The 22,690-nt window shown below is 48.2% G+C and carries 23 protein-coding genes and 1 other annotated feature; of the genes, 21 read left to right on the top strand and 2 right to left on the bottom strand.

Annotation, left to right across the window (positions count from 1 at the left end; all coding sequences use genetic code 11):
* Positions 1-145: 145 nt before the first annotated feature.
* The 10 genes from BC351_RS33035 (at position 146) to BC351_RS32990 (ending at position 8,725) form a co-directional block, all read left to right on the top strand.
* Entirely contained in the window at positions 146-1,036 is an 891-nt protein-coding gene (locus BC351_RS33035; RefSeq protein WP_079419070.1) for a M23 family metallopeptidase, read from the top strand.
* The gene (locus BC351_RS33030; RefSeq protein ID WP_079419068.1) at positions 1,029-1,904 is read left to right on the top strand and encodes a M50 family metallopeptidase; all 876 of its coding nucleotides are present in this window, start codon (positions 1,029-1,031) and stop codon (positions 1,902-1,904) included. Before BC351_RS33035 ends, BC351_RS33030 begins: the two co-directional genes overlap by 8 nt.
* A gap of 23 nt (positions 1,905-1,927) precedes the next feature.
* A complete protein-coding gene (locus BC351_RS33025) occupies positions 1,928-3,091 on the top strand; it encodes an Rne/Rng family ribonuclease (RefSeq protein ID WP_079419066.1) in 1,164 nt (387 codons plus the stop codon).
* A 54-nt stretch (positions 3,092-3,145) separates the two neighbouring features.
* Positions 3,146-3,236: a sequence feature (ribosomal protein L21 leader region), on the top strand.
* 12 nt (positions 3,237-3,248) lie between these two features.
* Entirely contained in the window at positions 3,249-3,560 is a 312-nt protein-coding gene (rplU, locus tag BC351_RS33020; protein ID WP_029194673.1) for a 50S ribosomal protein L21, read from the top strand.
* A gap of 11 nt (positions 3,561-3,571) precedes the next feature.
* The gene (locus BC351_RS33015; RefSeq protein WP_079419064.1) at positions 3,572-3,925 is read left to right on the top strand and encodes a ribosomal-processing cysteine protease Prp; all 354 of its coding nucleotides are present in this window, start codon (positions 3,572-3,574) and stop codon (positions 3,923-3,925) included.
* A gap of 5 nt (positions 3,926-3,930) precedes the next feature.
* The gene (rpmA, locus tag BC351_RS33010) at positions 3,931-4,242 is read left to right on the top strand and encodes a 50S ribosomal protein L27 (RefSeq protein ID WP_079419062.1); all 312 of its coding nucleotides are present in this window, start codon (positions 3,931-3,933) and stop codon (positions 4,240-4,242) included.
* 188 nt (positions 4,243-4,430) lie between these two features.
* Complete coding sequence (locus BC351_RS33005; RefSeq protein ID WP_079419060.1) at positions 4,431-5,186, top strand: Spo0B domain-containing protein; 756 nt, start codon at positions 4,431-4,433, stop codon at positions 5,184-5,186.
* Positions 5,187-5,239: 53 nt separating this feature from the next.
* Positions 5,240-6,541, top strand: coding sequence for a GTPase ObgE (obgE, locus tag BC351_RS33000; RefSeq protein WP_079419058.1), 1,302 nt, complete (start codon positions 5,240-5,242; stop codon positions 6,539-6,541).
* 179 nt (positions 6,542-6,720) lie between these two features.
* The gene (locus BC351_RS32995; protein ID WP_079419056.1) at positions 6,721-7,794 is read left to right on the top strand and encodes an anthranilate phosphoribosyltransferase; all 1,074 of its coding nucleotides are present in this window, start codon (positions 6,721-6,723) and stop codon (positions 7,792-7,794) included.
* A gap of 145 nt (positions 7,795-7,939) precedes the next feature.
* Positions 7,940-8,725, top strand: coding sequence for a C40 family peptidase (locus BC351_RS32990; RefSeq protein ID WP_079419054.1), 786 nt, complete (start codon positions 7,940-7,942; stop codon positions 8,723-8,725).
* 67 nt (positions 8,726-8,792) lie between these two features.
* On the opposite strand, the gene BC351_RS32985 is transcribed toward BC351_RS32990, so the two are convergent.
* Positions 8,793-9,302, bottom strand: a complete 510-nt coding sequence (locus BC351_RS32985) for an NUDIX domain-containing protein (protein ID WP_079419052.1) — start codon at positions 9,300-9,302, stop codon at positions 8,793-8,795.
* A gap of 165 nt (positions 9,303-9,467) precedes the next feature.
* Here BC351_RS32985 and BC351_RS32980 point away from each other — a divergent pair, with 165 nt between their 5' ends.
* The 5 genes from BC351_RS32980 to BC351_RS32960 all read left to right on the top strand — a co-directional run bounded on the left by BC351_RS32980 (position 9,468) and on the right by BC351_RS32960 (position 14,780).
* A complete protein-coding gene (locus BC351_RS32980; protein WP_244209255.1) occupies positions 9,468-9,950 on the top strand; it encodes an ACT domain-containing protein in 483 nt (160 codons plus the stop codon).
* 30 nt (positions 9,951-9,980) lie between these two features.
* Positions 9,981-11,267 (top strand): homoserine dehydrogenase, encoded by a 1,287-nt coding sequence (locus BC351_RS32975; protein WP_079419050.1) that lies wholly within the window; start codon positions 9,981-9,983, stop codon positions 11,265-11,267.
* A gap of 47 nt (positions 11,268-11,314) precedes the next feature.
* Positions 11,315-12,292 (top strand): homoserine kinase, encoded by a 978-nt coding sequence (gene thrB, locus BC351_RS32970; protein ID WP_079419048.1) that lies wholly within the window; start codon positions 11,315-11,317, stop codon positions 12,290-12,292.
* Positions 12,289-13,152, top strand: coding sequence for a prephenate dehydratase (pheA, locus tag BC351_RS32965; RefSeq protein WP_079419046.1), 864 nt, complete (start codon positions 12,289-12,291; stop codon positions 13,150-13,152). Before thrB ends, pheA begins: the two co-directional genes overlap by 4 nt.
* Before the next feature lie 152 nt (positions 13,153-13,304).
* Complete coding sequence (locus tag BC351_RS32960) at positions 13,305-14,780, top strand: LysM peptidoglycan-binding domain-containing protein (protein ID WP_144028599.1); 1,476 nt, start codon at positions 13,305-13,307, stop codon at positions 14,778-14,780.
* 71 nt (positions 14,781-14,851) lie between these two features.
* Here BC351_RS32960 and sigW read toward each other — a convergent pair whose 3' ends face one another.
* The gene (gene sigW / locus BC351_RS32955; RefSeq protein ID WP_079419042.1) at positions 14,852-15,463 is read right to left on the bottom strand and encodes an RNA polymerase sigma factor SigW; all 612 of its coding nucleotides are present in this window, start codon (positions 15,461-15,463) and stop codon (positions 14,852-14,854) included.
* A gap of 538 nt (positions 15,464-16,001) precedes the next feature.
* Between sigW and BC351_RS32950 the strand changes: the two genes are divergently transcribed.
* The 6 genes from BC351_RS32950 to queA all read left to right on the top strand — a co-directional run bounded on the left by BC351_RS32950 (position 16,002) and on the right by queA (position 22,648).
* Positions 16,002-16,676, top strand: a complete 675-nt coding sequence (locus tag BC351_RS32950) for a BofC C-terminal domain-containing protein (RefSeq protein ID WP_244209254.1) — start codon at positions 16,002-16,004, stop codon at positions 16,674-16,676.
* 120 nt (positions 16,677-16,796) lie between these two features.
* Entirely contained in the window at positions 16,797-17,300 is a 504-nt protein-coding gene (gene ruvC / locus BC351_RS32945) for a crossover junction endodeoxyribonuclease RuvC (RefSeq protein WP_079419040.1), read from the top strand.
* Positions 17,297-17,926 carry a Holliday junction branch migration protein RuvA gene (ruvA, locus tag BC351_RS32940; protein WP_079419038.1) on the top strand — a complete coding sequence of 210 codons (630 nt, stop codon included), beginning with the start codon at positions 17,297-17,299 and terminating at the stop codon, positions 17,924-17,926. The genes ruvC and ruvA overlap by 4 nt, the downstream gene beginning before the upstream one ends.
* 96 nt (positions 17,927-18,022) lie before the next feature.
* Entirely contained in the window at positions 18,023-19,030 is a 1,008-nt protein-coding gene (gene ruvB / locus BC351_RS32935) for a Holliday junction branch migration DNA helicase RuvB (protein ID WP_079419036.1), read from the top strand.
* A gap of 324 nt (positions 19,031-19,354) precedes the next feature.
* On the top strand, positions 19,355-21,553 hold the full coding sequence (locus BC351_RS32930; protein ID WP_144028598.1) for a SpoIID/LytB domain-containing protein: 2,199 nt from the start codon (positions 19,355-19,357) through the stop codon (positions 21,551-21,553).
* Positions 21,554-21,562: 9 nt separating this feature from the next.
* On the top strand, positions 21,563-22,648 hold the full coding sequence (gene queA / locus BC351_RS32925) for a tRNA preQ1(34) S-adenosylmethionine ribosyltransferase-isomerase QueA (protein ID WP_079419034.1): 1,086 nt from the start codon (positions 21,563-21,565) through the stop codon (positions 22,646-22,648).
* The last annotated feature ends 42 nt before the right edge of the window (positions 22,649-22,690 follow it).

The raw sequence follows: 22,690 nt of genomic DNA, 5'->3' as shown, positions 1-22,690 counted from the left end.
ACATCCAGCCCTAGTCTTGTAGAGTCCTTGGCCTCTGTAAGACTAGGGCTTTTTTTGGTTAGACGTGATTGATCACATAATCTTGTCCCTCTTCTCATAGGCTGTACTAAACATGATTCGCTAGTACTGTTTAGGAGGGGCTTCCATGGAAGTCAAAGATAAAGTCAAGCAAAGACGATTGGAACGGCTTCGCAATCTGCGGGAAACATCGGATATCGCTAAGGGGGACGCTGGTCCATACAAACCTGCGCGACTCAATGAGCAGCTGCCTAATCTTCATATCCCTCAGACCCCGCCTTATGTAGATATGGACTTGAAACGGCGCATGGAAGATCCGGAATATGCATGGCAGCAAAAAATGCGCATGGACAAAGCCTTGCATGGACGAGATTATGGGGGAGATGAAGGCGGTGGCCTGTTATCGCCGCCTTCCTCCCGTAAGATTGCGCTTAAGCTTTTGATTAGCGGAGCATTATTTGCGGCAATGTATGGCATGTTTCAGCTGAACCAGCCATGGGCATTAAAGGGAAAGCAGATCGTGACGGCTTCTCTAACCAAATCCTATGATTTCACTGCGGTTTCAGCTTGGTATACGACCCGTTTTGGCGGTTCGCCGTCATTTATTCCCAGCTTTAACCGTGATGGGAATGAGGCGGTCAAAGTGAGTACAACGAAACGGACGATCTACTCTCCGGTCAAAGGAAGCATCATCCTGCCCTTTGATGGGACGAACCATCCGGGCGTTAATTTGAATACCGCTGAATATGCCCCTGTATACGCTTTGGACACAGGTCAGGTTATTTTCTCCGGTGTTGCTGTGGAGACAGGGCTAACCATCATCATTCGCCACCCTGGAGGCTTGCAATCCTTGTACGGGGGGTTGGGCGAGGCCGCTGTTGAGGTAGGGGACTGGATGAAAGTAGGCGAGTCGATAGGCAAAGCCTCTAAAAAGGATCCGGCCAAAGGGACGCTGTATGTCGCTTTGACAAGAGACGGTCGTCCTATTAATCCACTGGATGTGACGAACTTTGATTAAATGGGCCGGAACAACGTATCGCTTTCATCCTTTGTTTACCCTCATCATGATCGGTTCCGCTTTGACGGGATATTTTCTGGAAGCTGCTACGTTATTTGGTATCGTGCTTGTCCATGAGCTGGGTCATCTCGTTGCTGCGAACGGCTTCGGATGGCGGGTTAAGGAAGTTCAGCTTCTGCCCTTTGGCGGTGTTCTCGTTGTAGATGAATTGGGGACAGTTCCGACCTGGGAAGAGCTTGTCGTCTCTTTGGCCGGCCCGCTGCAGCATGTCTGGATGATCCTCTTGGCTCTGTTCATGAAGGGGCTTGGGGTAGGTGTCGGCAGCTGGTGGGACTATTTCATTGGAGCCAATCTGATGATTGGTTTATTTAATCTCATTCCGGTTATGCCGCTGGATGGCGGCAAAGTGCTGCAGTCCTTGCTGGGTTATTTTTTATCCTACCACAACACCATTTTATATACGGCTTGGATTAGTATGATGCTAAGCACGGCGATTATTGCCATGGCCATCATGCAATTCATCAGCGGACAACTCCCGCTCAATATATTGGTGATCGGCATTTTTTTGCTTGTGTCCAATTGGTATGCTTACCGCCAACTGCCCTATCACTTTTTTCGTTTCCTGATTGGCCGGGGGGCGCGCATGAGCCAGGTGATCAGCCGCGGAACATTAGCACAGCCGATTGTCATTACCAAGCAGCGGACTATGGCGGAAACGCTGAAGCTTTTTATGCGGGAGAAATACCATTTGATCTATATCGTGAACGACGTTGGGCGCATACAAGCCGTGCTGCCGGAACAGCAAATTGTGAGCGGTTATTTGGATGGAAAAAAACCGGGGAGTGCAGTTTCCGATCTTTTCATGTAAAATAACTGTTGAGGTGAACGTGTATGAAGCAACTTATAATTCACTGCGCACCTGAACTTACACAAGCGGCATTGCTTGAAGACGGTCGTCTTGTTGAGTATGATACGCAGTATCCGCTTGATTCCCAAAGAGCAGGCAGCATCTACATGGGTCGCATCGTCAACGTTCTTCCCGGCATGCAGGCGGCGTTCGTCGATATCGGACTTTCGAAGAATGCCTTTCTTTATATAGACGACCTCCTCCCTGTCCATTTGGACAAGCAACCTAAGATTAAACCCTCCATAACGGAGCTCGCTGAAGTTGGACAGACGCTGATGGTGCAGGTGACCAAGGATCCGCAAGGGACCAAAGGTGCCAGAGTAACGACACATATTTCCATTCCCGGCCGCTGGATTGTCTACATGCCGGATGCCGATTATATTGCCATATCCCGCAAAATTGATTTGGAAGTTGAACGACAGCGTCTCAAACAGCTTGCAGAGGGCAATTTGCTTCCCGGAGAAGGTGTTATTCTGCGGACGGGCGCAATTGGACAGAGTGAAGAATCCATTCGCGATGACTTGCAAAATTTACGAGATTTATGGCAAGCGATTGTAGCCAAAGTTGAAGGCGTGCAAGCGCCGGCGCAGCTGTATCAGGATTTGGATTTGCTGCCAAGATTAACGAGGGATGTCATCTCGGATGACGTAAACGAAGTTTGGCTGAACGACGCCAAGGTGTATGAAGAGATGCGGCAGCTTCTGCGCAGGCAGCACCCGAGCTGGCGTGGTCGTGTTGCTTATTATGACCGCAAGATTCCCTTGTTCGACCAATTCGGAGTAACCGATGAATTGAATGTTAGTTTCCGACGGAAAATTTGGCTGCCTAGCGGAGGTTATTTGATTATTGATCAAACCGAAGCATTAACAGTCATTGACGTTAATACGGGCAGATACACCGGATCCATTAATTTAGAACAGACGGTCACGGATATTAATCGGGAAGCCGCGAGTGAGATTCCAAGGCTTCTGCGGCTGCGAAATATCAGGGGCATTATTATTGTAGATTTCATAGATATGATTTCGGAAATGAATCGCGCGGCAGTCATGGAGAATATCTCGCAAGCAGTACGCAAGGATCGCTCCAAAACGATTATTGTCGGTTGGACAAGACTTGGGCTTCTCGAAATGACGCGCAAGCGCAAATAAAAGAATTGCATATCAAAATGTTTCTGTGATATAATACTCGGAGTGTGTTGTTTAGGCATGCTGTAACCGCACGAATCGGGTTTAAGCACGGCATTGGATGTTTCATCCTATCCGTCACCTGGACAAGGCGAGTCTGAGACATGAGGAGGTAATGAAAATGTACGCAATTATTGAAACAGGTGGTAAACAGTACAAAGTTCAAGAGGGCGATGTTCTATACATCGAGAAATTGAACGCTGCTGAAGGTGAAGTTGTTTCTTTTGATCGTGTGTTCCTGGTTTCCAAAGAGAGTGGCTTAGTAGTAGGTGCTCCATTGGTAGCTGGTGCTTCAGTTTCCGCGAAAGTGGAGAAACACGGCAAAGGCGCTAAAGTCATCGTTTATAAGTACAAACCGAAAAAGAACTATCACAAAAAGCAAGGTCATCGTCAACCGTACACAAGAGTAGTTGTTGAGAAAATCCAAGCGTAATAGGCTGACTTATGATCTACGTGACCATAAAGCGTCTTGAACCGGATTCGCCTCAGATCTTATCTTATGTAGTGGCAGGCCATGCTGAGTATGACGTGCCCGGCAAAGACTTAGTCTGTGCTGCGGTATCGGCGGTTTCCGTTGGTACCTTTAATTCTATAGAATCTTTAACCGGCGTGATTCCTATTCACGAAATGGAACGAGGCCTTCTGGATGTTACAATCCCGGAGAGCACGCGGGACATCGTGGAAACGTGGAACCAAGTACAGTTGATTCTGGAATCGATGGTCGTTATGCTTCAAACGATTGAACAAAACTACGGTGACTATATAACGATTGAAACAATCTATCACAAAGGAGGATAAACACCATGTTGAAATTGGATCTCCAGTTATTCGCTTCCAAAAAGGGAGTAGGTTCCACAAAGAACGGACGTGACTCGCATTCCAAGCGCCTTGGCGCTAAACGTGCTGACGGTCAAACGGTTACTGCGGGCAGCATTCTCTATCGCCAACGCGGTACGAAAATTCACCCAGGAACAAACGTAGGCATTGGTTCGGATGATACACTTTTCGCTTTGGTACAAGGCGTAGTGAAATTCGAGCGTTGGGGCCGCGATCGCAAAAAAGTGAGCGTATACCCAGTTGATGTAGCTCCTGTGGCTGCAGCAGTAGAAGCGTAATATGAATCCCTGGCGAGCCTGAGTTCGCTCAGGGATTTTTTTCCTAGAACGAAACAAACCTCTAAACGCGGTCACGCTTTCTGATGGCCGAGGGCAGAGGTTTTCTCATTTGTTTGGTGAAGTTTGCTGGTACATCATGATATACTGGATGAACGTTTACAAAGCAGGGAGAACGGAGCGAACGGGGAATGAAGCGAGCAGGCAGCGCCCAAGTTTATTTATTAGCGTTTGTGCTTCTCGGACTAACAGGGATGATGTTTGTGGAATCCTGGCTTGTCAGAGGCGCATTGGTAATCATCGTTGTGGTATGTGGCTATACAGCGTTTAAACTGGAAAGAAGCAGAGCAGAAGAAAAGTGGAGTCAAATTCTTCACGAACAGGAACACACGAGTCAGAAGAGGCTAATTCAGGTGATGAATCGCCTTAGGCATGACTGGATGAACGACACTCAGATTTTATTTGGCTACATTCAGCTGAAGAAGTTTGATAATTTACAGCCTTATATGGAAAAAATAAAAATGAATATGCAGCAGGAAAGTAATCTCTCCAAGTTAGGTCTCCCCTCGTTTATTGCTTTCTTGTTGCTGTTCCGAGTCGAATCGAAGTCACTCGAGTTCGTGGTTGAACTAGATCAGGAAATGAATCTGGCTGAGCTCCCTTTGCCAAGCGGGCTGATCGAAAGATTGGTGCGCCAAACGGTGGAATGCGTCCAGCAGCATGCAGCTACAGGTGAAGGCGAAAGTGGGACACTTAGCTTAGAACTCGATGTTCAAGAAGATAGCTTACTGCTTGATTTTGTATATCAAGGCCCCTATCATCGGGAGCAACTTGAGAAAGCTTTGAATGAGCGCTTGCGCTCGAATGTCCATTCTTTTACGCTAGAGCACAATGATTGGCAAGAGGAAGAAGCGGCTGTGACGTTGCGGTTGCCTTTTCATACATAAATAAAGGGATCTTTGGCTCAAGGTCAAAGTCTCTCCTTAGTTGAGGTGTAGAAATGTTTGTAGATAAAGCGAAGATTTTTGTAAAAGGCGGCGACGGCGGCGATGGCTTGGTTGCTTTCCGACGCGAGAAGTATGTACCGGAGGGTGGTCCTGCCGGCGGTGATGGCGGGAATGGCGGAGATGTGGTTTTCCGTGTAGATGAAGGTCTTCGTACCTTGATGGATTTCCGTTATCAGAAGCATTTTAAAGCGGATCGCGGCGAGAAGGGCCGCAATAAGTCCATGCATGGCGCCAACGCAGAAGATATGGTTGTACGTATCCCGCCGGGGACTACGATCATTGATGATGACACGCAGGAAGTCATCGCTGATTTGACGCGTCACGGACAAGAAGTTGTTGTTGCGAAGGGTGGCCGAGGCGGTCGAGGCAACACACGGTTCGCAACCGCGCGCGTTACGGCGCCTGAGATCGCCGAGAATGGCGAAGAAGGCGTGGAGCGCTGGGTTGTCCTGGAGATGAAGGTGATGGCTGACGTCGGCTTAGTGGGCTTCCCTAGCGTTGGGAAATCCACGCTGTTGTCGGTTGTCTCTGCCGCGAAGCCGAAGATTGCCGCGTACCATTTTACAACACTGACTCCGAACCTCGGGGTTGTGGATGTGGGCGACGGACGCAGCTTCGTGATGGCGGACCTTCCGGGTCTGATCGAAGGAGCCCATGAAGGCGTGGGGCTCGGCCATGAATTCCTGCGTCACGTTGAGCGGACGCGAGTGATTGTCCATGTCGTGGACATGTCCGCTGCGGACGGCCGCGACCCTTACGAGGATTTCATCAAAATCAACGAGGAAATCAAGCTCTATAATGCGAAGCTGGAGCAGCGTCCGCAAATCGTTGTTGCGAACAAAATGGACATGCCGGATTCCGCGGACAATTTGACCTTGTTCAAGGAGCAGTTGGCTGCGGATGGCAAAGAAGTAGAAGTTTATGCGATTTCGGCTTTGACGCGAGGCGGTATTCAGGAGCTGCTCTACAAGATTTCGGATATTGTAGAAAGCATTCCGAATGCGCCTGAAGTTGAGGGTGTAGCTCAAAAAGAAGAACGTAAAGTCTATCGCTTCGAGAAGCGCGAGGAGAATGACTACACGATTCGTCGCGACAATGATGTGTTCGTGATCGAGAGTCCTTCGATTGAGAAGCTGATCAAGCGAACGAATTTCAGCACACAGGATGGCGTCGCCCGGTTTGCCCGGATTTTGCGGAATATGGGAATTGATCAGGAATTGCGTACTCGTGGAGCCGTTCATGGTCAAACGATCCAAATTGGCGACTTTGATTTTGAATTTGATGAGAAACAGTAAACTCATAAACACTTATCCTTACACAGGGTGAGTGTTTTTTTGCGTTAAACGCGCATTTTATGTTATAAAACTTGACATGTTTTTGGAAAAGGTTTACGATTTTCTTAATAAATACTTTATATGCGTTAGTTAATATAACATTATACTTAAACACCTTCAAGCAGAGAGGAGGAGTGAAGATGAAAAGATGGATTCAAGCAATAGGGTCAGGTCAGCAAGGCTCACGAGATCTATCCTATGAAGAGGCGGTTGAAGCAGCTCATGAGATGGCCGGTGGACATTCAACGGATGCGCAATGTGCCGCTTTTTTAATGGCGCTGTGTATGAAGGGAGAAGCTGATGAAGAACTGAGGGCGTTCGTGGATGTTTTCCGCAGCTATTCCTTGAATTACCATGCTTTAGCCGATTCACTCAACTGCGCTGGACCTGCGGAGGGACGGCATTTATTCCCGATCACACTCCCTGTCAGTTTATTGCTGGCCTCTGTTGGCTTCTCTCAGATTCTGCATGGCGGAGACTCGCTGCCTGCGAAGCAAGGAACGGCTATGAAAGAGCTGCTGGAATGCTTGGGCGTAGAGATGGACGTAACCGTTAAAGCTTGGGAGACGATGTTAGTCCATCTGCACATTGGCTTCCTGCATACGGAGCAGCTCTGCCCGCCTTTAGGAAAACTGAAGCAGGTACGTGAGCAAATTGGCTTGCGCACCGTTATGAACATCGTAGAGAAAGTAATGAACCCGGTACATTCGATGAATATGATCATTGGGGTCAATCAGCGGACAACGATGGAGTCGTTAATACCTATTTCGATGAGCTCAGGCTTGCAAAATGTCTATATTGTCAATGGGATTGAAGGTTCCGAGGATTTGCCTATATACCAAAACAGCACAATTCGGATCGTTACCCCATGGGGCGACGAATCACGCGTGGTAGAACCGCAGAAATTCGGTTTTCTGAGCGATCCGTTGCTGCCAATAAGCAAAGAAGATCAGGTTTCCATCGTGCAGCGGATCATTGCAGGGGAAAATTCTGAGGAATTGCGGCGCGAGCGGGATCATGTCATTTTTAATACAGGATTGCGATTGACTTGGTTCGATAAGGTTGGCAGCTATGAGGAGGGCTTTCAATTGGCGGAGTCTCTGCTGCAGAGGAGAGAAGCCCATAAAGTCATGCAAAAATGGATCGACCAGAGCCGTCGTTTCACCCGAAAAGACGTTTCTAATGGTAATGATTCATCCACGAAAATCGGATAAAGATCCTACTTTTTGTCTGGCAATCAGGCGAAGGCAGGGTCTTTTTTTAAATTTATTTTGCGGCTATCCCCTTAAATCGGCATGTGCTTACGAATGGTATATGGAGGTAAATAAGCTAAAGCGAAAAGCTGGGGAGGCTAACAACATGAAAAAACAACTATTGACTCTTGCGCTCTTACCCACCCTTATTTTTGGGGCGATTATGATACCGATGCCGCAGCAAGCTTCAGCAGCAACTGCTCAGATTATAAGCAGTGTCAGCTTGAGACAAAGTGCAGATGAGAATTCGGCTCGGATTCGATACCTGAAGCAGGGAGAGAAAGTTACCATTTTGACCAAAGTAAACAGTTGGTGGTATAAAGTAAAAGCTTCTGACGGACGCGTAGGCTACATAAGCACGAGTTCCAAGTACATACAAACTTCAGGAGATACCTCATCCGGCGGATCCAACACTGGCGGAAACCAAAGTGGAAGCGGGAGCGACTCAACAACTGCCAAGGTCCAAAAAATTATTGCAGCCGGAAAGAAATATTTAGGCACACCCTATGAATATGGGTCAAGCCGTAACAATACAGCGACTTTTGATTGCTCCGACTTTGTTCGTCAAGCCTTTCTGGATGGCATTGGCTTGAAACTGCCAAGCGACTCTAGAGGACAAGGGAGTTATGTGAAATCTCTGGGGCATGCCAAAACAGATTGGCACGATCTCAAGCCAGGGGATCTTATGTTCTTCATGTCTTACAAAGGGACAAGCGCGTCCAACTACAAGGGAATCAATAAATCAACGCAAACGATAACCCATGTAGCTATTTACTTGGGTGATGGTCAAATCTTGTCCACTTATTCCAAGGAAAGCGGCGGAGTGCGCATTGACTCCATTGCTAATCGGCATTGGGAGTATCGCTTCTTGTTTGGCGGAAGCGCCCTCTAAGCGACCAACCCAAAAAACCTTAAGTTCCACTTCCGTGGGCCTTAAGGTTTTTTTTGTATGATAAGCGTTAGAGCTGCTTCGGGTCTATGAGAGGATTCCAATGTACAGTAGGCTCCTCTGTGCCTGCGATGACGCCGGCTGAACCGATCCAAGGGTGCGGTGTAAGACCAACCTGGAAATAATGTTCAAGCAAACAGCGGAAAATATAAGGAATAGGGCGATCGAGTACTTGTTCTTTGGGAATCCAATGCAGATCCCCTTCATTGGTGACAATGCGCGGATTCACATCCATTTTGCCGATATAGAAAAATTGCTGGCGAACTTCTTGTCCATTTAAACGAAGTAAGACATACTGTAATTGCAGTCCTTCTATTTCATCATGTTCGATGCCGGTTTCCTCGTATATTTCTCGTAAACAGGCCGCGCGCGGGTTATTGAGCTCATCGGGTTCCAAATGGCCGCCGACTGCTGCCCAAACGCCGGGCGAGAGCGTGCGTGTTAAGGAACGTTTCATCATCAAGAGTTCGTTCTGGCTGTTCCAGAGCAGTGCTGTAGATAGCATTCGAAATGTAATCATGGAAAGGGTCCCTTCTTATCTAGTAATCTCAGCTTATCATAGGTAAGATCAAGGCTGCAAAGAATGCAAGAATAGATGAGAGATGCCTATTGCATCTGTCAGCTTGATTCGATATAATGTCCTCTATAGAGAAACAATAGTCTTTCTAGAGAGGACGGTAGACCCGTGCCGGAAAGCAAAGAGTTTTTGCAGACGATTAAGCATACCGGTCCTGAGAGGTACTACTTAGTCCGGGAAGATATATTGCCGGAAGGTGTACTCAAGACGGCGCAGGCGAAAGAATTGCTGGCAAGAGGCGAAGTAAAGACGATTCACGAGGCTGTTGAACAAGTAGGGCTCAGCCGCAGCGCCTTCTATAAGTATAAGGATGGCATTCATCCTCTCAGCAAGCTGGAAAGAGAACGAATTATTACAATATCCATGGATTTAGAGCATCGCTCAGGAATTTTGTCACGCGTATTGGCGCTCATTGCTGAACTGGATGGGAATGTTCTTACGATCCATCAGACGATTCCATTGCAGGGAATGGCCAATGTGGTCATTTCGGTAGAAACCTCCTCTCTGGGGGAGGAGATTCGTCAGATTCTAGATCGACTTCAGGCACAGGATGGAGTCAAGCGCGCGATGGTTATCGGTCAAGGAAGTTGATAAAGCTACATGAAACGGGAGGTAAATGAAATGAAACCAGTCAAGGTTGGATTGCTTGGATTAGGAACAGTAGGAACAGGTGTCGTGCGTATTATCGAAAAGCACCAGGAGGATTTGCAGCGCCAAACCGGTTCCGCGATTGAAATTGCCAAAATTTTAGTACAAGATAAATCAAAACTGCGCAACATCAGTGTAGATGCTGATAAGCTGACAGAAAATGTATGGGACGTTATCGGCGATAGCGAGATCGATATTGTGATTGAGGTTATGGGCGGAGTATCTTCAACAAAAGAGCATATCCTGACGGCTTTAGGCAATGGCAAGCATGTTGTGACAGCCAATAAGGATCTTATGGCGATGCATGGCGCAGAAATTCTGGCCAAAGCGGCGGAGCATGGCTGTGACGTATTCTATGAAGCGAGCGTGGCCGGCGGCATTCCGATCATTCGTGCACTCGTTGAAGGCTTCTCTTCAGACCGAATCACGAAGATCATGGGGATTGTGAACGGAACGACAAATTACATTTTGACCAAAATGAGTCAAGAAGGCGCGGCTTATGCAGACGTATTAAAAGAAGCGCAGGAGCTTGGCTATGCAGAAGCTGATCCGACTTCCGACGTTGAAGGCTTGGATGCTGCCCGCAAAATGACGATTCTGTCTACACTCGGATTCCATGCTAACGTTGCTTTGGGTGACGTAGAAGCGAAAGGTATTTCGAAAGTTACGAAAGAGGATATCCAATACGGCAAAAAATTAGGCTATGAAGTGAAACTGCTTGGGATTGCCGAGAACCATGATGGACACATCTCTGTAAGCGTGCAGCCGACAATGGTCAAGAGCTCGCATCCGCTTGCTTCGGTTAACGGCGTTTTCAATGCGGTGTACGTTACTGGAGAAGCTGTTGGCGAAACGATGTTCTACGGCGCTGGAGCGGGTGAACTGCCAACGGCTACATCGGTTGTAGCCGATTTGGTTGCTGTTGTGCGGAATTTGAAGCTGGGCATCAATGGACGTACTGTACTTGCGCCTTACAAAGAGAAGAAGCTGAAGACGGACGAACAAATTGCTTCCAAAAACTTCATTCTTCTGCATGTTGAAGATAAAGCGGGTGTACTGGCGCAAATTACCCAAATTTTTGCTCACCATGAAGTCAGCCTGGAGTCAGTCTTCCAACATCCGAATCAAAGCAATCCGAAGGCTGAAATTATTATCATTACTCATGATGCGAACCAAGCCAGTATGAAAAATGTACTGAAACAGTTCGATTCTATGGATGTCATTCATGCTATCAAAAGCGTCTACCGCGTAGAAGGCTAATTCATATCCGTTCGGGCTAAATTATGGAAAAGAGGCGCAATTTCGAAATGAGTTATCAGTCAGTGCAAAAGGTAAGAGTGAAAGTGCCGGCAAGTACGGCAAACTTAGGTCCTGGCTTTGACTCCCTGGGGATGGCCCTGAATCTCTATGCTTGGATCGATATGGCCATCTCGGATCAAACGACCATTCAGCTGCTTGGTGATCAGATGAATGGGATTCCAACGGACAAGACCAATCTCATATATAAAGTCGCTCAAATGGTATTCCAAGAAGCGGGCGTCGTTTATCCGGAACTCGAAATCGCAATGTACAGCGATATCCCCTTGACGCGTGGTTTAGGCAGCAGTGCCTCCGCTATTATCGGGGCACTGGCCGGCGCCAATGCACTGATTGGGAATAAGCTCACGTCTTACGAGCTGTTTCAAATTGCAAGCCGTCTGGAGAAGCACCCTGATAACGTAGGGGCAAGCTTGTATGGCGGCATCGTGGTGGCCTTCTGGGACGGTGAGCGAGCCGAGTCGATTCGGATAGAGCCAGACGTGAACTTGGAAGTGCTGGTAGCCATACCTGCCTTCCAGCTGTCTACGGAGAAGGCGAGAGCTGTGATGCCTAAGCAGGTTTCTATGAAGGATGCGGTGTACAACCTTAGCCATTCCTCACTGCTTGTAGCTGCGCTAAGTACAGGCAACCTAGGGATGATCCGTCATGCCATGAAGGATGCGCTGCATCAGCCATACCGCGCTGAGCTCATTCCAGGCATGAAGACCTTGTTGGAGCAAGCTGAGGATCATGGCGCGCTTGGCGTCGCTCTCAGCGGAGCGGGACCAACGATGCTTGCCCTTGTGGACGCGCGAAGCGGACAGAAGGATGAACTGGAGGCTTTCTTGAAGGGAACACTGGCGAAGGAAGGCATAGAGGCCGAAACACTCTGGTTGAAGCCGAGTCAAGAAGGCGTGACGATAACGTTGCTTCAAGAGAATGACGGGGATCTTCAGTCGCGTGTAGAAGGCGGGGTCCTTGTATGAAGAAAGTTGCGATTCTCGGTCCGAGCACCTTTTCGGAAGAAGCTACTCGCCATTTTTTGAAAGAGGATTTTATCTATGTTTCCTATAAACTGATATCCGAAGTATTCAATGCGACGGTATCGGGTGAAACCGATCTTAGCGTCATTCCGATTGAGAACACCTTGGAAGGCTCCGTACATCTGCATGTCGACTGGCTCGTACATGAAGTGGATCTTCCGATTCGAGCCGAATGGGTTTTCCCAATTGATATGAATCTAATCGGATATCCCAAGGCAGACGTTCAGTCGGAAGGTCGGAACCCGTACCAGCATATCCGCAAGGTACTATCCCATCATGTGGTGCCTGCACAGTGCAGCCGGTTCATGAAGCAGTATTTGAGCGGAGCGGAGTTCGAACAAGTAAGCTCAACCGCAGAAGGGGTACGTCTTGTATCCGCACTGCAGGATCCAACTGTAGCCGCTATCGGAACGGCTATCGCCTCGGAGAACTATGGTGTGCCCATGCTGGAGAGGGAAATACAGGATCACAAAGACAATATGACTCGCTTCTTGCTGGTGGGCAAAGAGGCTTCTGAGCTGAAATCTTCGGGTGACATGAAGACGACCATTCTGGTTACGCTGCCTGAAGACTATCCAGGTGCCCTGCATCAAGTGCTGTCTGCTTTTGCATGGCGGAGAATCAATCTCTCTAAGATTGAATCCAAGCCAACGAAGAAGAAATTAGGAAATTATTACTTTTATATTGACATAGCCGGGTCCTTGGATTCTGTGCTTCTGCGAGCTGCGATTCAAGAAATTGAGGCGATAGGTTGTCAGGTTCGAATTTTGGGTTGTTATCCGAGCTATTCTTATACAAGTTGAACAAGCGATTCCCTGGCGTTGATGACGCGAGGGAATTTTTTTGTCCAAAAGGGGCAAAAGCCTAGGAACGTGCATAAACTGTAATATCATTGTGAATAAGCATAAGGCTTATGCAGCATGTTTTCTGACGAACATTCGAAGGAGGTATGGTGTTGAAAATCCATATTGTCAAAAAGGGAGACTCCCTGTACGAGCTTGCAAAAAAATACCAGACTACGCTGGACCAGATTATCGCACTCAATCCACAGCTGGCAGACCCAAATCATCTTGACATCGGAATGAAGGTGAAGATTCCTTCGAAACCGAGTCACTTTGAGCCGCCCGCGGAATATGCGTATAAGCACATTGTCGTACAGGGCGATAGCTTATGGAAGCTTGGCAAAGCTTGGGATGTACCGCTTCATGCCATGATTCAGGCGAATCCGCAGCTGAAGAATCCCAATGTACTTATGACAGGGGAAGTTGTGTATGTTCCCAAATTCCAGCATCACGAGCATGACGGCAGTCAGGGCCAAGCAGCAACCAATCCAGTTCCCTCTTCAAAACCTTCGACGATGCCTTTTGAACAAATGCCGGCTGAACAGCCTTGGACCCCTGTTGATGTGAATCAACAGCCGGTTATGCCCATTGCTGAAGCGCCAGAGCCTGTTGCTGCTCCAACGCCTGCTCCAGAGTCTGCCCCCATTATTCCGCAGCCAATCCTATCTTCGCAGATGGAGCCATCACATATTCTGCCTGCTCCAGAGCCAGAGGCTTTTGAAATGCCGGAAGAGCATGAGAAAGCCGTTCATCCGTTTAAGCAATTTCACATCTCCGCAACGGAGGTATCTGTCTACCCAGAATCCGAGCAACCTGAGGCGTCCACGTATCCCGTATTTGCCCAGCAGCCTGAGGCCTCCGCGTATCCCGCATTTGCGCCCTATCAACAAACGCCATGGGAACAAGCTTCTTACAGCAATCAACCGCAAATGACGTATCCGGCAAGCGAAGAGGGCTGCGGCTGCGGAGGTCCTTCGATGATGGAACAACCGTGGTCGACAATTCCGGCGGGTTATCCAACAGGCCCCATCGGAACGCCATGGGATGGCTACCAACAGGGATCCCCGACGATTCCAGGTCTCTATCCGCCGGCATCACCTTACGACATGCAGCAAGGCGGACAACATCCTTATGGTGATTATCCGCAGGCTGGACATCATCATCAATCCTTTGGGGACTATCCGCAAGCTGGGCTTCATCATCAATCCTTTGGCGATTATCCGCAGGCTGGGCTTCATCATCAATCTTTTGGCGATTATCCGCAGGGTGAACATCATCATCATCACTCCTTTGATGGCTACCAGCAGGCGCCTTACGGCATCCCGTATGCCGGTGCCAACTATGAGGCTCCTTATGAGTCGCCGATGATGCCGCAAGTTCATACGCATGAGCTGGCCAAAGAAACAAATACAGATGAAGTCGTTGAAATTGACATTCGCAGCGATAAGCCGACGAAGTCCAAAACCCATCGCTCCACCAAAAGAGTGAGATTGTCCGGTGCATCCGCCTTAGATTCGTTCTTGAAACGTCAGCAGAGAGCGGCTGAAAAGCAGGAATCCAAACCGGCCGGACCTTGGATCAATTTCTGAACATGAAAAAGAAGCCTTCTAAACCACTTGAGCTTGTGTGGAATAGGAGGCTTCTTCATGTATATTTATGTTTAGGCGATCATGCCGATTGTAAAAAAGACCATTAAACCAACAACGAAATTCATTCCCCATTTTTTGCGAAGCAACTCACGTCCGCGGTGCAAGCGGGTTTTCACGGTTGTGATGGGTAAGTTCAGCTTAGAGCTAATTTCTTGAAGTGAGAGCTCCTCCATGTAGTAGAGTGTAATCACACTTTTATATTTGTCCGCTAATTTATTAATGGATGTATGCATGTGATCTCGAATCTCTGTTTGGAGTACGGCGTGCTCAGGCGATTGATCTTGACTGGCCAGCTTGCTGTAGTAGCTATAGTCATCGTCATGATCGTTCAGTTCCGCATCTAGGGATTGAACAGGTCTCTTTTTGCGGAGCAGATCAATAGCAACATTCTTCCCAATCCGATAAATCCATGTTGAGAAGTTCTGGCTTTCATCATAATGATTTAAGTTCAGATAGACACGGATAAAGGTTTCTTGGACGATATCCTCCGAATCCGGTCTGTTGTGCAGCATGCGAAAAGCAAGCTTCTGAATTTTGTTGCGGTATAGCTCGACTAACTCCACGAAAGCATTGCGGTCGCCTCGTCTGGATAATTGAATTAATTGAAGTTCTGCCACATTCATGATGTTTTCCCTCCCTTAAGAGTTTTCGTAAGAAAACTGTCTTCTTTCACATAAGCATAGCGTTTGTCGTTAAAAAAACTTGCATTACGAAGATAAATTTTTGTGATTTAGTCTTGCTCCATATATATCGTTGTTCCTGAATAAGTATGAGATTAATTCATCTACTTCTGACTATATCACTTCTGCGGCTACAGTCAAATTTTAACCTATGGCGAGCTCATTTTATACCCATTCGTGATCGAATTTATGGAGGTTTGGTTACTTTTTTGAGCTGGCGAGGGATGTGCGGCTGAAGTTGAACGTGGTGGAACCCCTGTTGACCTGTTTTTATTAATTTCATTCCAAATGGCTACTGACCCCCACAACAGGACGACTCCAATCATGAGGAGCGTTGTGCGTTTAATCCGTTTTCTACCTTTCATTCAAGGCCTCACCGTCCGTCTTGATTGTTTTCATTCGTTCTCTCTATGGTAAATGATGTATAGCGTTTGATGCAAATGGAAACAATACGGAAAAACGAGAAGAGAAGGGGATATCAGTGAATGTGCAACGCTTTTTGAAGCATTGGAAAAGAAAGCTGCGGCGCAAACGCAGTTTGTTGACGTTAGGGATGTTCTTTCTTGTCGGAGCGGCGGGTTGGCTATTATTTGCTTCAGACGGTTATTTAAATAAAGCTGAGCGCTCTGAGAAAGCAGTTCGATCAACCATGGCGCAGTTAACGCCTGAAGATGATGAACGGTTGAAAACAGCGACAGAAACGCTTAAACGGATAACGGATAGCCGTGAAAGCTACTTGCTTAAGTCCTATGTTTGCGGAGAGGAACGCAGCCAGTTAGGACTGCAAACGTCAGAACAATTACTCAATTTGCAGACTAAGCATCCAGATTGGCTGTTGAGCTTAAGCAAGAACGGTGAGGTAACATTTACCGAAAATATTGATGATTTATCACCGGCTTGCAAAGAAAACGCGGTATTCGGTATCGACGGCAGCAGCAATCTCTCCCTTTTTAATGGAACACCAGCGAAAGACAATGTGATTCGCACCTTTTTTCAGTTGAATATTAAGCATCTGGAAAGCAGTTTGCCGCGTGATACGGTGGAGCAATTGCACAATGGCATTCGAGTGTCGGATATGGAGGAGTATAATAGCGTATTATCAACCTTCAGTGATTATGCCGTCGAAGAGACGGAACGGGCAATGACAAGGCCATAAATGGGAAAAATTAAGAAGAGGTAGATGAGGGGATTCCCGAGTCTATCTCTTTTTTTTGTTATCTGCTATAATGTGAAATGACTACATATGTTCGCTTTTTTTAGATGGGAGAGAAATGCTGTGCGTATTCTGGGGATTGATCCGGGGATCGCGATCGTAGGTTTTGGCTTTATTGATAAGATTGGCAGCAAGCTCGTCCCTGTGCAATATGGTTCTATTCAGACAGAGGCACATACGGACCCCGGCATCCGGCTCAAAGATGTCTACGATGCTACGGTACAATTAATAGAGAAGTATAAACCGGATGCGATGTCGATCGAGAAATTATTTTTTAATCGAAATGTAACAACGGCTTTCACGGTAGGGCAAGCGCGAGGTGTAATGATTCTTGCGGGTGTTCAAGCCGGTCTGCCGATTGCTGAATATACGCCTCTTCAAGTGAAACAAGCGGTTGTTGGCTATGGAAATGCAGAGAAGCGTCAAGTTCAGGAAATGGTCAAGATCTTGCTTAAACTTTCGCAAATACCCAAACCGGATGATGTGGCCGATGCGCTTGCGATTGCTATTTGCCATGCACACTCATCTGCTTTGCAATCTAGGATAAATGAGGTCAGGAAACGATGATAGATTTCTTAAGAGGGAAAGTAGCCTTTCGCGAAAGCGACTATGCCGTGTTGGATGTAAACGGTGTAGGTTACCGTGTTTTTTGTCCGAATCCCTATGCCTTGTCTCATAAGGAAGATGAAGATGTGACCATGTTCATTCATTATCATGTGCGTGAGGATGCTCACCTGCTGTTCGGTTTTATTTCAAGGGATGAGCAGTCCTTGTTTCGTTTGCTGCTGGATGTGACGGGCATTGGACCTAAAGTAGCTCTCGGAATTCTGGCGGCGGGCGGTAGGCCGGAGGCGGTTATTTTGGCGATTAGCCAGGAGAACCTAGCCTTTTTAACGAAGCTTCCGGGCATTGGCAAAAAAACGGCTCAGCGGATTATTTTGGACTTGAAGGACAAATTAGGATCTGTCAGCTTCTCCAGTCCGGAAGCGGCTGTCGCTTTGAGCGTGGTTGGTTCGGCGCAGCTTACTGAAGGCGGCCACGTCTGGAGCGAAGCGAAGGAAGCATTGATGACGCTGGGGTATACCGAAGCAGAGACTGACCGTGCTTGGCTGCAAGTGAAACCCAAAACGAATCCGGGAGATTCGGTGGATGTGTTAGTGAAGCTTGCTTTGCAAGCTTTGTATTCGATGTAGTAGAAGTGATGAGCGTTATGGAATCATAGAATTCATAGTATACATAAGGGTTTACGAAGTCAGCTTTCCTTACGGGAAGCTCTTAGGAGGATCACGATGGACAATGACCGGATTATATCGGCTAATTTGATGATGGAGGACAATGTCATTGAATATAGCCTGCGTCCTCGTTATTTGGCCGAATATATCGGCCAGAAGCAGGCGAAGGAGAACCTTAAGATTTATATTGAAGCCGCCAAGATGCGTAAAGAAGCACTTGATCATGTGCTGCTGTACGGTCCGCCTGGCTTAGGCAAAACCACGCTGTCCAACATCATCGCCAACGAACTTGGCGTGAGTATCAGAACGACCTCCGGCCCAGCGATTGAACGGCCGGGCGATCTTGCTGCCATCCTGACGAATTTGCAGGAGGGCGACGTGCTTTTCATCGACGAGATTCACCGTCTCCACCGTACGGTGGAAGAGGTGCTGTACCCGGCGATGGAGGACTTTGCCCTTGACATTATCATCGGCAAGGGACCGAGCGCACGCTCCGTGCGGCTGGACTTGCCGCCGTTCACGATGATCGGCGCGACGACGCGCGTCGGACTGCTGTCTGCGCCGCTGCGCGACCGCTTCGGGGTCGTCAGTCGGCTGGAGTTCTACACGGTGGAGGAGCTCACCTACATCGTCAGCCGTACAGCCGACATCCTGCAGGTCGGCATCGTCGGCGAAGCTGCGCGCGAGATCGGGATGCGCTCTCGCGGGACACCGCGGATCGCTAACCGCTTGCTGAAGCGGGTTCGCGATTTCGCCCAAGTCAAGGGCGATGGCATCATCACGCTAGACATCGCCAGAGAGGCGCTGAAGCTCATTCAAGTCGATGACCTTGGTCTGGATGAGATTGATCACAAAATGCTGCGAGCGATCATACAGAGCTTCCAGGGCGGTCCTGTCGGTCTGGAAACCATTGCCGCTACCATCGGCGAAGAGAGCCAAACGATCGAGGATGTGTATGAGCCTTATCTGTTGCAGATTGGTTTTTTGCAGCGAACACCGCGCGGCCGTACCGTCACACCGCTAGCCTATCATCATCTGGGCTTGCCGGTGCCGGATCAGAAGTAATCGAAATCTTTTGCCTCAGCCGGATGGCGGGGGTGAAAGATTTTTTTTGTGTTGGAAGTTACGCGGGGCGTACGTTAACAGTGGAATTATAGGGTGATGAGCCAGCCGAAAAAGCAGCCTCAATCAACCAAAAGCAAGCTCACAGCAGCAGTGGAGCCACGACCTAACAACACTGCATAATCCAGCATTTTCGCGGAAATGTCAGGGCCTCTCCCAAGAGTGTCCAGACATTTTTTGCTAAAAACGACGCTATCAAACAAAACTTCTTCGGCTTACTAGAGTCTAACGTTATAGAATGCATCGAAAGAAAGGAATTATTGTCGAATGAATTGGAGAAAAAAGCTGCTCGCCCCTAAGACGTTGACTGTGATTACTACAGCCGCTTTGATTTTTGGAACATTCCCAATAGTGGAGTCGCCTGCCCATGCAGCGGAAGTAAAGCATTTGGATCAAATTCGTGTTGCGCTCCTGATAGATTCAACGAAGTATAAATTGGTAGAACCAGTAGTTACGCTATCCGGCGGAACAGGTGGGCTGGAAATTGGTGTTCGAGCTGCTGCGAATGCAGTGGTTAAGCCTTGGTTATCCATCGCGGATACCTCTATCCGTATGTCTATTGAGCAGTATAGCGCCATGATGCTGGAGACAACGGATTTTGCGGCGGCCAAAGCGCTATATGCCAAACTGGCTACAATGACCGCGGATGGTTATGTGTTAAGCCGAGTGAAACAAGGCAAAACTGTTTATCAAGTGTATTACGGCAGCTTTCCTACCAAAGAGGCGGCCGAGGGCACAGCTGCTCAGGCATTGAAAGATGGGACGATTGCAGCGCTAACGAAGTCGGTTCCTCCTGTTCTGACAGGCCCGCTGCACTTAAGTGCCGGGAGCTATGCGACAGAAGCGGCAGCTCAGCAGCAAATGAGTGTATACATACAAGCCGGTGTTCAAGCCGAAATAGCTGTGCAGGAAGATGCGGCAGGAACGCTGGCTTATAGCGTTTTTGTGGGCAGCGAAGCAACGGCAGGTCAGCTTGACGCCGTGAAGACAGCTGCGCTGAAAGCAGCTCCGAATGTACCGCTGCAAGCCGTAAACGCAAAGTCCTCTTATATTATTGCTCGATCTGATGTTACAGCTTCATCGAACGGTGCTGCTGCAATCCCGCATTATGCGTCAGCCGCAGGCGAGCAGAAGACGGTAGTCCATCCCAAAAGCGACGGGATTACGGTGAAAGAGCGGGGAGACCGCCGCTATCGCGGAGATATGGAAATTAGTACTTATCATGATAAATTAGCTTTGGTGAACGAAGTTGCCATGGAGTCTTATTTATACGGTGTTTTAGGCTCCGAGCTTAGTGCTGGCTGGCCTGTGGAAGCTTTGAAAGCACAAGCAGTCGCTGCAAGGACTTTTGCGATTAAACAAGGGAATAAGTATGAGATTGCTCAAGTAACGGATACTACGCTTGATCAGGCGTATTATGGCATTCAAAAGGAGTTTCCTGCAGGGAATCAAGCAGTGGATGCTACGAAGGATGAAGTCATAAGCGATAAAAATGGACTCATTTCACCGGTGTTCTCCTCTAATGCTGGAGGAATGACCGCTGATCCCTCTGAAGTATGGGGGAATCCGCTTGCTTATTTGCGCAGTGTGCCTAGTCCGGATGAAGGCGCAGAGAAGGGGAAAGCCATTTGGTACCGCATTCAGCTGGCAGATGGTCGAACAGGTTATGTGCATTCGATGTATCTCAAAGACAGCGGCCAGAAGTCCAAGGATGGGGCTTCTTATTATACGGCTACAGAGCAAGATGTTAACGTGCGTCTAGCCCCTTATGTTGATAATGCAGCGAACCCTTCAATTGATCAGCTTTCAACTAATGAAAAGGTGCTTGTCATTGGTCAAGAGAAGGAATCAAATGCGTTTTCTTGGACTCGAGGGCCTTATACAGCCAGTGATATCAAGGGTAAATTAACGGCAGCAGGGATTGCAATCACGGGAGATTTGCAAACATTAGAGATATCCAAACGCGGCCCATCCGGCAGGGTGACTGAGCTGAAAGCGAACGGCACAGTTGTGAAAGTTCCTTATCCTGATGCTCTGCGCACGGTGCTTGGCGGTTTGCCCAGCACCCGGTTTGAAATTGAACCAGCAGGCAGTTATACTGGTAATACGCCGAATGCGACTGGCCTAGCCATTGCTGGTGCAGCGGCGACCGAAACAAATGGTTCTGCGACGGAGCCCATCTATGTTTTATCCGCAGGACAATCGGCCCCTACCGCTTTGAAAAAGTCGGATTTAACAGCTCTCGGAACGGCTGGATCGTCTAAACCCAGTGCAACGCCGGGAAGCTCGACTTCTCCGTCTGTTGTCCAAGTAAGTTCAGGCAAACAAATTGTTTTCCGAGGAACAGGCTATGGACATGGGCTTGGCATGTCCCAGTGGGGAGCAAGAGGCTATGCGGAACTCGGCTATGATTATAAGAAAATACTCCAGTCCTACTACGCTGGAATTACCATAACTAAGGAATGAAACTACTTCATGGATGTACAATCTTTTGATTTTGAGCTACCCGAAAATTTAATTGCCCAGACGCCGTTGCTGAATCGTACGGCGTCCAGATTGCTGGCACTTAACAAACAAACTGGTGAGACAACTCACCAAACTTTTGAACAGCTGATTGATTATATCGAAGCCGGGGATTTGCTCGTGATGAACGATACACGGGTTATACCAGCCCGGCTTTTTGGTGCGAAGAAAGACACCGGAGCGAAAGTCGAGCTTCTGCTTCTAAAGCCGCTGGGCGACGACCGTTGGGAAGCCTTGGTCAAGCCTGGGAAGCGCATGAAGCTGGGGGCGGTGGCAGTCTTTGGGCTGAATATGGATTCAGCCAATCCGGAGGAGCCGTTATTAACGGCGGAAGTGGTAGAAGAGGGCGAGATGGGGGCCCGTGTGCTTCAATTTAGCTATACCGGCATTTTCAACGAAATTCTCGACAGATTGGGCGAGATGCCGCTTCCTCCCTACATTAAGGAGCAGCTATCTGAACGAGAACGTTATCAGACGGTGTATGCCAAGCATGAAGGATCATCTGCGGCCCCGACTGCAGGTCTGCATTTTACTGAAGCCTATTTGGACAAATTACAAGCTAAGGGCGTTCGAATTGCTTTTGTAACTCTGCACGTTGGATTAGGAACTTTCCGTCCAGTTTCAGTCGACACGATTGAAGAGCATCAAATGCATTCGGAATATTATGTGCTTTCACCGGAAACAGCCGCTTTAATCAATGAAACGAAAGCCAATGGCAGACGAGTCATAGCGGTGGGGACAACTTCGGCACGCACGTTGGAAACAGCGGCAGGACTAAGTCGCGAGCAAGCAGGAAGCGCAGGGACTGAACCGCTGCATATTGAAGCCTCCCAAGGCTGGACGAGCATTTTTATTTATCCGGGGTATCAGTTCGGAGTGGTGGATGCTTTGTTAACCAATTTCCATTTGCCAAAATCAACTTTGTTGATGCTGATCAGCGCGCTTGCAGGGCAATCTCATGTCTTGAAGGCGTACGAAGAAGCTGTGCGGGAGCAATATCGGTTTTTTAGCTTTGGCGATGCGATGTTCATTTATTAATAATCAAGATGAAGAGAAGCTTAGAATAGGAATAGGAAGTGG

Origin of the sequence: Paenibacillus ferrarius, assembly GCF_002027705.1 — a bacterium.
In the GTDB taxonomy this organism is placed as follows: domain Bacteria; phylum Bacillota; class Bacilli; order Paenibacillales; family NBRC-103111; genus Paenibacillus_E; species Paenibacillus_E ferrarius.
The sequence above is the reverse complement of the archived record's forward strand: the minus strand, read 5'-3'. Positions and strand labels throughout refer to the sequence as shown.

Excerpts from the sequence above, each read along its gene's own strand:
- BC351_RS33035 (WP_079419070.1), top strand. The coding sequence starts at position 146 with ATGGAAGTCAAAGATAAAGTCAAGCAAAGACGATTGGAACGGCTTCGC.
- BC351_RS33025 (WP_079419066.1), top strand. The coding sequence starts at position 1,928 with ATGAAGCAACTTATAATTCACTGCGCACCTGAACTTACACAAGCGGCA.
- rplU (WP_029194673.1), top strand. The coding sequence starts at position 3,249 with ATGTACGCAATTATTGAAACAGGTGGTAAACAGTACAAAGTTCAAGAG.
- BC351_RS33015 (WP_079419064.1), top strand. The coding sequence starts at position 3,572 with ATGATCTACGTGACCATAAAGCGTCTTGAACCGGATTCGCCTCAGATC.
- rpmA (WP_079419062.1), top strand. The coding sequence starts at position 3,931 with ATGTTGAAATTGGATCTCCAGTTATTCGCTTCCAAAAAGGGAGTAGGT.
- BC351_RS33005 (WP_079419060.1), top strand. The coding sequence starts at position 4,431 with ATGAAGCGAGCAGGCAGCGCCCAAGTTTATTTATTAGCGTTTGTGCTT.
- obgE (WP_079419058.1), top strand. The coding sequence starts at position 5,240 with ATGTTTGTAGATAAAGCGAAGATTTTTGTAAAAGGCGGCGACGGCGGC.
- BC351_RS32995 (WP_079419056.1), top strand. The coding sequence starts at position 6,721 with ATGAAAAGATGGATTCAAGCAATAGGGTCAGGTCAGCAAGGCTCACGA.
- BC351_RS32990 (WP_079419054.1), top strand. The coding sequence starts at position 7,940 with ATGAAAAAACAACTATTGACTCTTGCGCTCTTACCCACCCTTATTTTT.
- BC351_RS32985 (WP_079419052.1), bottom strand. The coding sequence starts at position 9,302 with ATGATTACATTTCGAATGCTATCTACAGCACTGCTCTGGAACAGCCAG.
- BC351_RS32975 (WP_079419050.1), top strand. The coding sequence starts at position 9,981 with ATGAAACCAGTCAAGGTTGGATTGCTTGGATTAGGAACAGTAGGAACA.
- thrB (WP_079419048.1), top strand. The coding sequence starts at position 11,315 with ATGAGTTATCAGTCAGTGCAAAAGGTAAGAGTGAAAGTGCCGGCAAGT.
- pheA (WP_079419046.1), top strand. The coding sequence starts at position 12,289 with ATGAAGAAAGTTGCGATTCTCGGTCCGAGCACCTTTTCGGAAGAAGCT.
- sigW (WP_079419042.1), bottom strand. The coding sequence starts at position 15,463 with ATGAATGTGGCAGAACTTCAATTAATTCAATTATCCAGACGAGGCGAC.
- ruvA (WP_079419038.1), top strand. The coding sequence starts at position 17,297 with ATGATAGATTTCTTAAGAGGGAAAGTAGCCTTTCGCGAAAGCGACTAT.
- ruvB (WP_079419036.1), top strand. The coding sequence starts at position 18,023 with ATGGACAATGACCGGATTATATCGGCTAATTTGATGATGGAGGACAAT.
- BC351_RS32930 (WP_144028598.1), top strand. The coding sequence starts at position 19,355 with ATGAATTGGAGAAAAAAGCTGCTCGCCCCTAAGACGTTGACTGTGATT.
- queA (WP_079419034.1), top strand. The coding sequence starts at position 21,563 with ATGGATGTACAATCTTTTGATTTTGAGCTACCCGAAAATTTAATTGCC.